This is a genomic window from Bacillus sp. FSL E2-0195, from assembly GCF_038003645.1.
Classification (GTDB): domain Bacteria; phylum Bacillota; class Bacilli; order Bacillales; family Bacillaceae_G; genus Bacillus_A; species Bacillus_A mycoides.
In genome coordinates this window covers 4117295-4129267 of the sequence record NZ_JBBOPN010000001.1, presented here as the reverse complement: position 1 = coordinate 4129267, position 11973 = coordinate 4117295, and the positions used below count along the sequence as shown (strand labels likewise).

The following is an 11973-nucleotide window of genomic DNA, read 5'->3' as shown; positions in this document are numbered from 1 at the left end:
TAAGTAAAACATATAAAGGAGTTATAAATATGAAATTAGAAAATGGATGGGAAACAAGTTTTTTAGAGGTTGTACAAAACAGTGAATTTAAGAAAGATGCAATTCTTAGTCAATTGCTTTTTGCGGATAGTGAAGAAGTAGAAGAGCTTGTTGATGATTACGGTTATGAAGAGATTATTGAACGCGAACATGATGATGAGTTAGCAGGAATTTTAGGAGAAGAACTTTTCAGTGAGCTGGAGCGAAACTTATTCTTATCTCCACAGCCAGAAGAAAAACTTATTTCATTCGTAAATGGATTAGGTTTTCATGTGTTAGATTGGATTGTGCTTCTTGAAACAGAATTTGGCATTGATAGCGCAAACTTCACATCGGATGCAGTGAAAATGTTAGAAAAGCGCTTTAGACAGTTTCCCTATATAGAAGAGAAGACAATTTTTGATATGACGTTTGAAGAAGCGATGGGTGTATTAGAATCTGTTACAGGATTACAGCTGAAGGGGAAAATGAACGTATAATGAAAAAGAACGTGATAGCTTCACGTTCTTTTTTTTTTACATAATAATAATTTTATCATCTAGCTTTGTTTGTCCAGTAAGAAGTGCATTTAAATACTCTACTTTTCGTATGCAAGCTTGTATATGTCTTTCAACCTCTTGTAACTCTGCTTGGTGATGCGTTTCAATTGGATGAATTTGTACGTTAAATTTTTCGAATTGACTACTATATGTTATTTCTGCATAGCCGCTCATAATATCGGTTTCGTTATGAAATAAAAATTGCTTCGTTTCTTCACAGAATGATACATCCTGAAAGCCATATACTTTTAATGCTTCAATTACTTTGTTAATCATGTTTGTATTCATTTTTTAACCCTCTTTACGAAGTTCTACTTTTATATTATAACATAAAAAATTACGTAGAAAGCGCTTCCAAGTGTATTTTATTATAAACTTTACGTTTCAATCATAAAAATGAAACAAAGAAAAAATAATTGTAAAGAAGGAAGGACTCTTTTATTGTTTCGTCATATATATAGAGAAATAGTGCAATGAAAGGAAATTTTCCGAGGTGGAGATTGTATTTCCAATTTGAGCGCAGTAAAAGAGGTGAGAATCTTGAACTTTGATATTGTAGGACAAAAAGCATATATAAAAGATGGGCCGCATCGGAACCGAATTGGAACTGTAAAGAAAAATGAAAAACAATTAGAATCCCATTTTGCTATTGTAATTGGAGAACAAAGTATTGATGTAGAGCTAAAGGATATCGTGTTAGTTGGAGTAGATGTAGGACAATTTCATAAATGGTGCGAGCAAAATGGTTATTTGTGAAAGGGACGGGCTGTGAGATAATGAAATATATTTGAGAAAAGAGAATATGTTATTATATTCTCTTTTTCTATGTGTGGGGATACGGAAATGAAGTATAAAGAACAAGAGTTTACATTGGAGTTGAAAGAGAACATTAAAGGTATGGAAAAGGAAATCGAGCGAATATCACTTGGATTTTTTAAAGCGTATTCGCATTTATACATAGGGAAAAATATGAAATTAGATATGGGATTTGAAAGAGAAAAAGAGAATCCCTTTGAAATAGGATATTATTCATCAGTTTCTATAGCGATATTAGATGAAGAAGGAGAGATGATTGAATTTTACATTATTCCAATTTGGAGATGCGAAAATACTTTTTTAGGGATGCCAACTCAGTCGAGAGTTTGGGGGAGTAAGAAAGTAGGGGAACTTGTTGATGAATCTTGTTATGAGATTGAGGAAGAGTTAAAAGAGCAACTAGAAGAATACTTGGAGTGATAACTTTCAAGAGAAGATGTATAGAGATGGAACATAATAAAAAAGACGCTAACAGTATAAATTGTTAGCGTCCTTTTTTATTATGAAGCAATCTCACCAGTTTTTACATCATCTTGATTGTACGTATCCTGATCTAATTCACCAAGCCATTTACTAGAAATAAGACCAGCTGTCATAGAACCACTTACGTTAAGAGCTGTACGACCCATATCGATTAATGGTTCAACTGAGATAACAAGAGCGACAATGCCGATTGGTAAGTTCATTGTAGATAGTACGATTAACGCTGCGAATGTTGCACCGCCACCAACACCGGCAACACCGAATGAGCTAATAGCAACGACAGCGATTAAAGTTAAAATGAATTGTGGTTGTAATGGATCAATTCCTACAGTTGGAGCGACCATCATAGCAAGCATTGCTGGATAAATACCTGCGCAACCGTTTTGACCGATAGATACCCCAAAGGATGCAGCGAAGTTAGCGATTCCTTCAGAAATACCAAGCTTTTCTTTTTGAGCTTCAATATTTAATGGCATTGCACCAGCACTAGAGCGAGATGTAAATGCAAATGTTAATACAGGGAACACTTTTTTCAAATATTGAATTGGATTTAAACCAGATAATGCGATTAATAATAAGTGAATGATAAACATTACGATAAGAGCTACGTAAGATGCTAACACGAAGTTACCAAGTTTTAAAATAGCGTTAATATCGCTACCAGCAACTGTCTTTGCCATAAGAGCTAATACGCCGTATGGAGTAAGACGTAAAATTAATGTTACCATACGCATTACGATTGCATATACAGCATCAAGCATTTTCTTAAATAGCTCTGCTTGTTCTGGATATTTTCGTTTTACACCTATAAAGGCAATCCCGATAAAGGCTGCAAATATTACAACAGAAATTGTTGATGTTGGACGAGCACCTGTTAAATCAAGAAAAGGATTCGTAGGCAACAGTTCTAACAATTTGTCTGGAATTGTTGTCTTTTCAATAGAAGTAAATCTTTCTTCTACTAATTTCAGACGAGCAGATTCTGCATCACCTTGTTGTAATCCTGTTGCTGATACATCAAATCCTGCGCTTGCAGCTATACCGACAGCTGCGGCAATTCCTGTAGTAAGAATTAAAATTCCGATAATAAGACCACTGATTTTACCAAGGTTTTTCGTTAATTGTAATTTTGTAAATGCTGAAATAATAGATACTAAAATAAGTGGCATAACGATCATTTGAAGTAATTTCACATAACCGTTACCAATTAAACTAAACCAGGTATTTGATTCGATAATTACTTTAGAAGTAGGTTCATAAATAAATTGTAATATAAGACCAAAGATAATTCCGACTCCTAAAGCAGTAAATACACGTTTATTAAAAGATACATGCTTACGTTGCATATAATACAATACGCCAACTAAAATGAGCATGACTGTGATGTTAATCCCGACAAGCAGTGTATTCATGTTGATTCCCCCTAATTCCAATGTGTTATATAGAATATAAGGTAATAAAACCTATAAGTCAACTAGGGAATTGCGGAATTAAAAAAAGATGGCAATTTGCCATCTCTTAATGCCCAGCTCCAGGGACAAGTAAAAATGTTGTGTACCATGTAAATCCGATGAAGAAAACGGTTAAATATGCCCCGAATACGTATATATACATACGCTCTGTTAATTTTAAATAACTTAAAAGTACGAAGAATCCTGTTTGTCCTAAAAATAGTAGTGCGGTCGAATGCATATCCCCTACGTAAAACATAACCGAGAAAATTCCAGTCCAAAAGCCGAGAACGCGAAACATGCGCTCCATGCCATCTCCCTCCTTTTCTAAAAAAAGTAAAACCTCTTTTCATTATAGTTTATTTTTCTAACTATTGTAAATATTCATTCATATAAAAAAAGAAGCCAATTATAATATTGACTTCTTCTTAGTTGAAAAACTAAATTTGAACTTTATCCCGCATTAACGGGCAGTAAAACCCCCACCTCAAAATTCGGCAAAATGCGAGGAAGTTAGGTGGGAGATAACTGCCCGTAAAAGCCCGATTGGTGCGGGCTAATAATCAGTGGGGGAAGAACACCCCCCACTGATTAAAGTTTCACTTTATAGTTACAAGATTTGCATCCATCTAGTAGACTATCGTTTCGTGTTAATTCCACGTTCGGGAATAGGATTTCAAAAATCCCCTTCATCATATCTCCGTGCATATTACAAATTTCAGTCGGATGATGCGCAGCAACTTCTTTAAATGGACAATTGTGTACATCATAGAAAATTTTTGTGCCATCTGTACTTAATTCAAAAGCAGGAGATAAGCCAGCTGTTGAGAATGCTTCTTTTGCGATTAGCATTTTTTGTTCTATCGTCAATGCTTCTGCACTTACATTTAAGCGATGCATATGTTGTTGCATTAATTCTTTGCCGAATTGTTTCCCTGTTTCATATAGCGCTTTTTCACCAGCACTACCTAAGCTTAGCAGTGAATTAAATGCTATCTGCGCTAATAATTGATAATCGCGAAATGGGAATTGTAACTGGATGACATCTTGAGACAAGACGTATAGTCTGCTTGGTCTGCCGCCTTTCCCAGTTTTTTTTGTTTCTGATTTGAGCATATTAACATCTTCTAATTTAGATAAATGTAAACGCGCTACGTTTGGATGAATGTTAAACTCATCTGCAATTTCTTGTACAGTTACGTAATTATGTTTTTGCGAAATATATTTATAAATATAATAACGAGTAGGGTCAGATAATACACCTGTAATTTTTAAAGCTTGTTCCATGAGGATCTCCACCTTTATCACTTTATCCAAGATATTAACATTATAATACAGATAAACTTCTATATAGGTAATTTCAGACAATAATTCGGAAATTGTTCATAATTTCACAAACATATTTTTCCTTTTTCTCTTAGTGAAAATACAAAATCTCTAATTTTTCTTGTGCATTTTTTTATGATATATACATAGTGAGGAGGGAAACTTGATGAATAGTGTCGAGCTTTTTGCAAATATGATTATGAAAGAAGCTTGTAGGGTGCGAGCATCGGACTTACATATTGTGCCCAGGCAGAAGGATGTGGCGATTCAATTACGTATTGGAAAAGATTTAATTACGAAACGGTGTATTGAGAAAGAATTTGGAGAAAAGCTTGTTTCAAACTTTAAATTTTTAGCATCAATGGATATAGGAGAGAGGAGAAAACCTCAAAATGGTTCGTTGTACTTACAAATTGATGGACAAGAAGTGTATTTACGCCTTTCAACACTTCCAACAGTATATCAAGAAAGTCTCGTTATTCGCCTCCATTTACAAGCATCTGTACAGCCACTGTCTCATCTTTCGTTATTTCCAAGTTCAGCGGAAAAATTACTCTCTTTTTTAAAGCATTCTCATGGGTTACTCGTATTTACTGGGCCAACTGGTTCTGGAAAAACAACAACAATGTATGCGTTATTAGAAGTAGCTAGAAAATGGCAAACACGTCGCATTATTACACTGGAAGATCCAGTTGAGCAAAGAAAAGACGGTTTATTACAAATTCAAATAAATGAAAAAGCTGGTATCACATATAAAACGGGATTAAAGGCTATTTTGCGTCATGATCCAGATATTATTTTAGTTGGCGAAATTCGTGATGAAGAAACAGCAAAAGTAGCTGTAAGGGCCAGTTTGACGGGACATTTAGTAATGACAACCTTGCATACAAATGATGCGAAAGGAGCGATACTGCGATTTATGGATTATGGTATTACAAGGCAAGAAATTGAACAATCATTATTAGCAGTAGCTGCTCAGCGGCTCGTCGAATTAAAATGTCCATTTTGCAGAGGGAAGTGTGCAACTTTGTGTAAATCAATGAGGAAAGTGAGACAGGCAAGCATTTATGAACTGTTATATGGATATGAATTAAAACAAGCGATTAAAGAAGCAAGTGGAGAACATGTTACGTATCACTATAAAACGTTGGAAGCGTCGGTTCGAAAAGGGTATGCTTTAGGCTTTTTAGAAGAAGATGTATATGTTTAAGAGAAAATGGAGTTTAAGTGATCAAGCATTATTATGTAAAAGATTAAGTGATTTATTAGAGAAAGGTTACTCACTTTTGCAGGCGTTAGAATTTTTGCAGTTGCAACTACCATTAGGGAAGAAATTACAGTTACAGCGTATGATCGAGGGATTGAAAAATGGACAAAGTTTGCACGCTTCTTTTCACCAATTAATGTTTCACTCTGAGATGTTAAGTTATTTGTTTTATGCAGAGCGACATGGTGACATTTCTTTTGCTTTGCAACAAGGGAGCGTACTTCTTTACAAGAAAGATAAATATAGGAAAGATATGATGAAAGTAATGCGATATCCTATGTTTTTATCATTTTTTTTAATGATTATGCTTTCTGTTTTTAACCTCATTTTATTGCCTCAGTTTGAAATGATGTATAGTTCTTTACGTTCTACAGCACCACCACTTACGGAGCAAATTTTAGTTGCAATTAAATTATTACCCTACTTCATTTATATGATTTTTTTTATCGTTATAATGGGATTTAGTTTATATATATTTTATTTCCGAAAACTTCCGCCTACTCAAAAGGTAAAGATTATGATCCGTATTCCCCTTATGAAAACATTTCTTATTTTAAATCATTCGCATTATTTTTCCACTCAATTAAGTGGTTTATTACACGGTGGATTGTCGGTACACGAAGCATTAACAATAATGATGAAGCAAAAGTATCATCCGTTCTTTCAGTATGAAGCAGACCGAATTGAGCGGCAATTAATTGCAGGGGAACCGTTACAATCTATTATTGATAAAAGCGGTTATTACGAGAAAGAACTTTCTTATATCATTACGCATGGACAAGCAAACGGTAATTTAGCAAATGAGCTTGGTGATTACAGTGAGCTCATTATTGAAAAGGTAGAACAAAAAATTAAACGTATGTTATTTGTGATTCAACCCATTTTATTTACATGTCTTGGGGTTATAGTCATTTTGATGTACTTAGCGATGATTATGCCGATGTTTCAAATGATGAATTCTATATAGGGGGCATTTACATGCAGAATGAGGAGGGTTTTACTCTTTTAGAAATGTTATTAGTTATGGTTGTCATAACTGTATTATTACTATTAATTATTCCAAATGTAGTTACACAGCGCTCATCCGTCCAAGGAAAAGGATGTGCAGCCTATGTGAAATCTATAGAAGCACAAATACAAGCATATCACTTGCAACATAATAAGATTCCATCAATAGAGGAACTTGAAACAGGAAAGTATATTACTTCAAAAACTTGCCCGAAAGGTGAACCAATCCATATTTCCGATGATGGTACGGTATCAGCTGGGAAATCGTGAAGCAAAAAGGTTTTACTCTTTTAGAAATGCTACTTGTCTTATTTGCTATTTCTGTACTGAGTGTTGTTACGCATTTTAACGTTACTTCATTACATGAAAAACAAAAAGTTGAGCAGTTTTTGAAACAGTTTTCAAATGATATTTTGTATATGCAGCAGTTGGCGATTAAGCGTCAACAACATTATACGTTACGCTGGTTTAAAGGGAAACAGATGTATTATATTTCGGAATCGGAGACAGACCTTTTAATTGTTAAGAGAGAATATGATAAAGATGTCCAAATGGATTTGCATACCTTTCCAAATCCAATGACATATAATCCGAGCGGGAATATTAATAGGGGTGGTACGATTTTACTTTCCTATCGAGGGTATAAATATGAGATTGTATTTCAGCTTGGAAGAGGGAGATTTACGTATCGTGAAGTGTCAAAAAGGATCAGTAATGGTTGAAATGGTTGTAGCGTTAAGTTTAATGATGATGGCGGCATCGTTATTGCTCCCGCAAACATTATTAATTATGCAAGAAAGAAAAAATATAAAAATGAGCTATAAAGCATTAATATTATTAAAAAAAGAAGCGGCCTTATTTAAGTATGAGAATGAGGAAAAGCGAGTAAAAGAGCAAGTCATAAAAGGAATTGTATATTACACATATTGGAGAGGAGATGAAGTTTGTACGATGTGGAAAGATATGAGAGGAAAAGCGATGGAGCAATGCCTTTATGCAAAGGAAAAATAAAAAAGAAGCGGGATTTACATTAATAGAAATGATTGCATGTTTGTTGCTTTTATCAATGTTCTTTTTACTTTTACCGCGTCTTCATATTATGGGGATAGAAAATACACATTCAAAAGGATTAAATGACTGGGAGTGGGATGTGTTTTTAGGACAAATGCAATTAGAGTTTCGTGAAGTATTAAGTGGGAGGAAGATAGAGCTAGAAAACGGTGGGAATATTTTACGCTTCCAACTTCGTAATGGTGATCAGGTGACGTATGAAAAGTTGAATAGTAATTTAATAAGAAAAGTAAATATGCGCGGAAGGGAATTTATATTACAAAGGATTGAAGCGATTTCGTATAAATTAACACCTCATTTGTTATATATATATGTGAAAGATATAAGTGGTGAAATATATGAAGGCGTGGCTGTGCGCTATAGTGAAATTGAGATAGAAACATGAGAAAACAAGATGGATTTGCAATGCCAGGAACAATTATTTTTCTTATTTTATTCATTTCTTTTTTGATGTACGAAACGAATATGTTACTTTCGGATAAAAAATTTTATTCTGAAATAGAACAAAGTTTTTTCATGGAGGAACTTGTTGATCGCGCTATTTCAGATATAAAAAGAGAGTTACAGCAAAAAGAAAAAGAGGATGTTTTTTTATTTCAGTATGAAAGAGGAGAAGTGAGTGGAAAGTACGTCTTTGAAAATGATGTTATTATCATTTCGTTGCAATGTGTTACAAAACAGAGAGTTTTCTATACAGTGAGCTTTCGGTATAGGGAAAAGGATAATAAAATATTTGATTGGGTAGAAGGATAATATGTAAAATATATGGAGAAGAACCATGAGTTTCTATTGTGGAGGGAGTCAATTTCTTTGAGGAAAGGGATAAGAATAATGGTCAAAAGTTTAAATTTTCTCAAAAAAGAGAAAGGTAGAAAGAATATGATATATTCATGCTATCCAATCATTTTTTTCTAGGGAGATAAGGAAATGACAAATAACAATCAAATAGGTGAAAATAAGGAACAAACTATTTTTGATCATAAAGGAAATACGATTATGACAGAGGATAGGGAAATACAAATTATTTCAAAATTCGAAGAACCTCTTATTGTCGTATTAGCAAATGTATTAAGTGATGAAGAGTGCGATGAATTAATTGAATTGTCTAAAAGTAAGATGGAACGTTCTAAAGTTGGTTCATCACGTGATGTAAATGATATTCGAACAAGTAGTGGTGCATTTTTGGAAGAGAATGAACTAACTTCGAAGATTGAAAAACGAATTTCATCTATCACGAATGTTCCTGTAGCGCATGGAGAAGGATTGCACATTTTAAATTATGAAGTAGATCAAGAATATAAAGCGCACTATGATTATTTTGCGGAACATAGTAGATCAGCTGCTAATAATCGTATAAGTACTCTTGTGATGTACTTAAATGATGTAGAAGAAGGCGGAGAAACATTCTTTCCGAAATTAAATCTTTCTGTACACCCTAGAAAGGGAATGGCAGTATACTTTGAGTACTTTTATCAAGATCAATCACTAAATGAGCTTACGTTACATGGAGGGGCACCTGTTACGAAGGGCGAGAAATGGATTGCAACGCAGTGGGTGAGAAGAGGTACTTATAAGTAAAAGTGAGCCAGCTTGTTTGATTACGAGAAAATAGTGAGTATGTTACGTTTTGTTCTTCATAGTATAAGAAGAACAAAACGTTTTTTTATTAAATAAAGTAACATCTTTCGTTATAATAACAAATAATAACGGATGATTGAGAGGAACGAAAATGAAATCTATATACATAACCGGCTATATGGGAGTCGGGAAAACAACAATTGGAAAAGCGTTAAGTAAAGAACTCCATATGGAAGTTGTAGATACAGATCAAAAAATCGAAGAGCAGAAAGAGAAAGAGATTCGGTATATTTTTGCAGAAGAAGGCGAAATGGCTTTTCGTGAATATGAAAGTGAAATGTTACGTTCATTACCGGTTCAGAATGTAATTATGACAACTGGTGGAGGGATTATTGAACGAGAGGAAAATCGAAAGTGGATGAAGGAAAATGGAACTGTTGTGTATTTATATTGCGATCCACATGTAATTGCAGAAAGGCTTCGTGAAGATACGACACGTCCACTATTTCAGAAGAAAGATATAGATGCATTTATAACGAAATTTGAATCGCGCCGAGCTTATTATGAAGAGGCTGATATTCATATCGATACGACAAATAAGTCGGTAAAGCAAATTATGAATGAATTAAAGCAAAAGATTAATGAATAAAAAAGTGGACATACTAATCAAGTAGAGGTGATGATAATATGTCTACTAATGATTATGTACGCTTTGTGACACAGCAATTTGTGTCATATATGGATGCTCCAAAAGAGGATCGAAAACAACAGAAACAACAACGTCGTGCGGAGAAAGAGCCATTCTTAAATAAATGGTTTGGTGTTATGCCACTGAGCGCTGCTTTGTTTTATCGAAATGTAAAAAATAAAAGAAAAAAATCAAGCTAACTTTTTCGTAATATGTCTGGCAAAATAAAGATCCCCTAGTGCAACAAGCTGCTAGGGGATCTTTATTTATTGTTGCACAGATTCTTTTTCTTCAGTAACCGCATGTATCTTATTATTTACCCATACAAACCCTATTCCGATGCAAATAGAAATACCCCAGCCAACAGCGGTCATAATAGCTCTCATTTCACCATATCCATCTACACCGAAAACAGAGATGAAATAGATTTTCAAGAAGCTTTTTAATATAAATTGAAGGCCGAAAAATAGCGTTAAATATTGCAGTGCTGGATATATACGACTATCACGATAAAGCTCACGACTTTTATCACGATCATGACCTTGCAGTGCTGAAATATCCGCTGCGAAATATAACATAAGTGGTTTTTTTATAAAGATTGTACATATAACGATGCAGCCAAGTACGATATGATAATATGCATCATTCCATAGCATTCGTTCCGCTGATCCAGATATTAAGTCTACCGTTGTATTAGAAATGAGTGTAATTAAAATAAAGAACCCTGTAACGTTAAACTGTTTTTCTTTTTTAAAGGTATACAGTGTATAAATAATCCCCGGAACAGAGGAAATTAACATTGCGTAATAAGGATCGATATAAGGTTTTGCAAATTTCCAAATGAGGAATGGGAATACGAGATAAAAGACAAGATCTAATATAGCTTTTTTATTTTGATTCATACAAATCCTCCTTAAGTCATACATATATTTTATAATATAATTTCTGAAAATTGTATAAGGTTTAATAAAAAAAAGAAAAGTAGATGATTAGTAGATTAAAAAAATTGTCCCTAGCGTAGTAAGTTTTTTTAGTATATAATAAAGGAAACGCTTTCATTTTTTGATTTGTTCACAAAATGGATAGAAAATCACATATTTACTATTGATATGTTACTTTATAATGAAACTAATTAAATATACATGCATACAATATTGTGAAATAAATAACATAAATAATCTATATAAATGTAAACGTTATCAAAAGAGAGGTGGAGACAATGAGTAAATTTTTCTTCAATCATAATCCAGCAACATTAGAGGATGGAAGACTGGTTAAGTATGCTGAAATTATTTATGGAGAAGGTGGCCGTTCTGTATTAGAAAATTTAATGGTGAAGGCATCTATCAGATTACGTGATCGTTATCCGAATAAATCTGACGAACAGATCTCGAACCTCGTAAATCAAGGCATCCATGATATGTTTCAAAAATACGTGAATGAGTAAGAGCAGCTACTGGCTGCTCTTATTTTTTTGTATAAGGATTGTGCCTCTAGCTGAAAATAAAGATGCATTTTGAAACATGCAAAAAGGAGGCGAAAAAGATGAGTAATGGAATTGGTCGTTCAAAAGAGAATCTTCCAACTGATGCAAACCATGTAAGTGCAAAGGATCGTGCATATCAGAAACGTATGACAGAGAAAAAACAGCAAGGGCGTAATGAAGATAGAGAATAGGCTGGGAACATATCTTAAAGAAAGCTCCTT

The 11973-nt window shown here is 33.8% G+C and carries 20 protein-coding genes; 15 read left to right on the top strand and 5 right to left on the bottom strand.

Annotated features, from left to right (window positions below; translation table 11 throughout):
* Positions 1–29: 29 nt before the first annotated feature.
* Positions 30–518 carry a hypothetical protein gene (locus MHH59_RS21300; RefSeq protein ID WP_340852282.1) on the top strand — a complete coding sequence of 163 codons (489 nt, stop codon included), beginning with the start codon at positions 30–32 and terminating at the stop codon, positions 516–518.
* Between the two features lie 36 nt (positions 519–554).
* Here the strand turns inward: MHH59_RS21300 and MHH59_RS21295 are convergent, their stop codons facing one another.
* Entirely contained in the window at positions 555–866 is a 312-nt protein-coding gene (locus MHH59_RS21295; RefSeq protein ID WP_002129099.1) for a hypothetical protein, read from the bottom strand.
* Positions 867–1118: 252 nt separating this feature from the next.
* On the opposite strand from MHH59_RS21295, the gene MHH59_RS21290 reads away from it, so the two are divergent.
* Together MHH59_RS21290 and MHH59_RS21285 are read left to right on the top strand one after the other, a co-directional pair.
* Positions 1119–1334: a DUF3912 family protein gene (locus MHH59_RS21290; RefSeq protein WP_002067106.1), complete on the top strand. Its 216-nt coding sequence runs from the start codon at positions 1119–1121 to the stop codon at positions 1332–1334.
* A gap of 87 nt (positions 1335–1421) precedes the next feature.
* Complete coding sequence (locus MHH59_RS21285) at positions 1422–1814, top strand: hypothetical protein (protein ID WP_002190672.1); 393 nt, start codon at positions 1422–1424, stop codon at positions 1812–1814.
* A gap of 80 nt (positions 1815–1894) precedes the next feature.
* On the opposite strand, the gene MHH59_RS21280 is transcribed toward MHH59_RS21285, so the two are convergent.
* The 3 genes from MHH59_RS21280 to MHH59_RS21270 all read right to left on the bottom strand — a co-directional run bounded on the left by MHH59_RS21280 (position 1895) and on the right by MHH59_RS21270 (position 4615).
* Positions 1895–3289 (bottom strand): L-cystine transporter, encoded by a 1395-nt coding sequence (locus tag MHH59_RS21280; RefSeq protein ID WP_002138338.1) that lies wholly within the window; start codon positions 3287–3289, stop codon positions 1895–1897.
* A gap of 106 nt (positions 3290–3395) precedes the next feature.
* Entirely contained in the window at positions 3396–3638 is a 243-nt protein-coding gene (locus MHH59_RS21275; RefSeq protein ID WP_002015110.1) for a DUF2626 domain-containing protein, read from the bottom strand.
* A 281-nt stretch (positions 3639–3919) separates the two neighbouring features.
* A complete protein-coding gene (locus MHH59_RS21270; protein WP_002014995.1) occupies positions 3920–4615 on the bottom strand; it encodes a helix-turn-helix transcriptional regulator in 696 nt (231 codons plus the stop codon).
* 205 nt (positions 4616–4820) lie between these two features.
* Between MHH59_RS21270 and comGA the strand changes: the two genes are divergently transcribed.
* The 10 genes from comGA to MHH59_RS21220 all read left to right on the top strand — a co-directional run bounded on the left by comGA (position 4821) and on the right by MHH59_RS21220 (position 10466).
* Positions 4821–5864, top strand: a complete 1044-nt coding sequence (gene comGA, locus MHH59_RS21265; protein ID WP_340852278.1) for a competence type IV pilus ATPase ComGA — start codon at positions 4821–4823, stop codon at positions 5862–5864.
* Positions 5851–6888: a competence type IV pilus assembly protein ComGB gene (comGB, locus tag MHH59_RS21260; protein ID WP_002129092.1), complete on the top strand. Its 1038-nt coding sequence runs from the start codon at positions 5851–5853 to the stop codon at positions 6886–6888. The genes comGA and comGB overlap by 14 nt, the downstream gene beginning before the upstream one ends.
* Positions 6889–6899: 11 nt before the next feature.
* Positions 6900–7199: a competence type IV pilus major pilin ComGC gene (comGC, locus tag MHH59_RS21255; RefSeq protein WP_002088623.1), complete on the top strand. Its 300-nt coding sequence runs from the start codon at positions 6900–6902 to the stop codon at positions 7197–7199.
* Entirely contained in the window at positions 7196–7651 is a 456-nt protein-coding gene (gene comGD, locus MHH59_RS21250; RefSeq protein ID WP_002129089.1) for a competence type IV pilus minor pilin ComGD, read from the top strand. Before comGC ends, comGD begins: the two co-directional genes overlap by 4 nt.
* On the top strand, positions 7644–7940 hold the full coding sequence (locus MHH59_RS21245; RefSeq protein WP_328016936.1) for a type II secretion system protein: 297 nt from the start codon (positions 7644–7646) through the stop codon (positions 7938–7940). Before comGD ends, MHH59_RS21245 begins: the two co-directional genes overlap by 8 nt.
* Positions 7924–8385: a competence type IV pilus minor pilin ComGF gene (gene comGF, locus MHH59_RS21240; protein WP_002088620.1), complete on the top strand. Its 462-nt coding sequence runs from the start codon at positions 7924–7926 to the stop codon at positions 8383–8385. Before MHH59_RS21245 ends, comGF begins: the two co-directional genes overlap by 17 nt.
* A complete protein-coding gene (comGG, locus tag MHH59_RS21235) occupies positions 8382–8753 on the top strand; it encodes a competence type IV pilus minor pilin ComGG (protein WP_002167676.1) in 372 nt (123 codons plus the stop codon). The genes comGF and comGG overlap by 4 nt, the downstream gene beginning before the upstream one ends.
* A 174-nt stretch (positions 8754–8927) precedes the next feature.
* Positions 8928–9578, top strand: coding sequence for a 2OG-Fe(II) oxygenase (locus tag MHH59_RS21230; RefSeq protein WP_002131210.1), 651 nt, complete (start codon positions 8928–8930; stop codon positions 9576–9578).
* Positions 9579–9729: 151 nt separating this feature from the next.
* Positions 9730–10227, top strand: coding sequence for a shikimate kinase (locus MHH59_RS21225; protein ID WP_002167678.1), 498 nt, complete (start codon positions 9730–9732; stop codon positions 10225–10227).
* 38 nt (positions 10228–10265) lie between these two features.
* Positions 10266–10466, top strand: a complete 201-nt coding sequence (locus MHH59_RS21220; RefSeq protein WP_002015009.1) for a YqzE family protein — start codon at positions 10266–10268, stop codon at positions 10464–10466.
* A gap of 66 nt (positions 10467–10532) precedes the next feature.
* On the opposite strand, the gene MHH59_RS21215 is transcribed toward MHH59_RS21220, so the two are convergent.
* Positions 10533–11168: a VC0807 family protein gene (locus MHH59_RS21215; RefSeq protein ID WP_002015010.1), complete on the bottom strand. Its 636-nt coding sequence runs from the start codon at positions 11166–11168 to the stop codon at positions 10533–10535.
* A gap of 317 nt (positions 11169–11485) precedes the next feature.
* Here MHH59_RS21215 and MHH59_RS21210 point away from each other — a divergent pair, with 317 nt between their 5' ends.
* Entirely contained in the window at positions 11486–11713 is a 228-nt protein-coding gene (locus MHH59_RS21210; protein ID WP_000032698.1) for a hypothetical protein, read from the top strand.
* 98 nt (positions 11714–11811) lie between these two features.
* Entirely contained in the window at positions 11812–11943 is a 132-nt protein-coding gene (locus MHH59_RS21205; protein WP_002129080.1) for a hypothetical protein, read from the top strand.
* Positions 11944–11973 lie beyond the last annotated feature (30 nt).

Excerpts from the sequence above, each read along its gene's own strand:
- MHH59_RS21295 (WP_002129099.1), bottom strand. The coding sequence starts at position 866 with ATGAATACAAACATGATTAACAAAGTAATTGAAGCATTAAAAGTATAT.
- MHH59_RS21300 (WP_340852282.1), top strand. The coding sequence starts at position 30 with ATGAAATTAGAAAATGGATGGGAAACAAGTTTTTTAGAGGTTGTACAA.
- MHH59_RS21215 (WP_002015010.1), bottom strand. The coding sequence starts at position 11,168 with ATGAATCAAAATAAAAAAGCTATATTAGATCTTGTCTTTTATCTCGTA.
- comGG (WP_002167676.1), top strand. The coding sequence starts at position 8,382 with ATGAGAAAACAAGATGGATTTGCAATGCCAGGAACAATTATTTTTCTT.
- MHH59_RS21225 (WP_002167678.1), top strand. The coding sequence starts at position 9,730 with ATGAAATCTATATACATAACCGGCTATATGGGAGTCGGGAAAACAACA.
- comGC (WP_002088623.1), top strand. The coding sequence starts at position 6,900 with ATGCAGAATGAGGAGGGTTTTACTCTTTTAGAAATGTTATTAGTTATG.
- MHH59_RS21270 (WP_002014995.1), bottom strand. The coding sequence starts at position 4,615 with ATGGAACAAGCTTTAAAAATTACAGGTGTATTATCTGACCCTACTCGT.
- MHH59_RS21205 (WP_002129080.1), top strand. The coding sequence starts at position 11,812 with ATGAGTAATGGAATTGGTCGTTCAAAAGAGAATCTTCCAACTGATGCA.
- comGA (WP_340852278.1), top strand. The coding sequence starts at position 4,821 with ATGAATAGTGTCGAGCTTTTTGCAAATATGATTATGAAAGAAGCTTGT.
- MHH59_RS21280 (WP_002138338.1), bottom strand. The coding sequence starts at position 3,289 with ATGAATACACTGCTTGTCGGGATTAACATCACAGTCATGCTCATTTTA.
- MHH59_RS21210 (WP_000032698.1), top strand. The coding sequence starts at position 11,486 with ATGAGTAAATTTTTCTTCAATCATAATCCAGCAACATTAGAGGATGGA.
- MHH59_RS21220 (WP_002015009.1), top strand. The coding sequence starts at position 10,266 with ATGTCTACTAATGATTATGTACGCTTTGTGACACAGCAATTTGTGTCA.
- MHH59_RS21275 (WP_002015110.1), bottom strand. The coding sequence starts at position 3,638 with ATGGAGCGCATGTTTCGCGTTCTCGGCTTTTGGACTGGAATTTTCTCG.
- MHH59_RS21245 (WP_328016936.1), top strand. The coding sequence starts at position 7,644 with ATGGTTGAAATGGTTGTAGCGTTAAGTTTAATGATGATGGCGGCATCG.
- MHH59_RS21230 (WP_002131210.1), top strand. The coding sequence starts at position 8,928 with ATGACAAATAACAATCAAATAGGTGAAAATAAGGAACAAACTATTTTT.
- comGF (WP_002088620.1), top strand. The coding sequence starts at position 7,924 with ATGCAAAGGAAAAATAAAAAAGAAGCGGGATTTACATTAATAGAAATG.
- MHH59_RS21285 (WP_002190672.1), top strand. The coding sequence starts at position 1,422 with ATGAAGTATAAAGAACAAGAGTTTACATTGGAGTTGAAAGAGAACATT.
- comGB (WP_002129092.1), top strand. The coding sequence starts at position 5,851 with ATGTATATGTTTAAGAGAAAATGGAGTTTAAGTGATCAAGCATTATTA.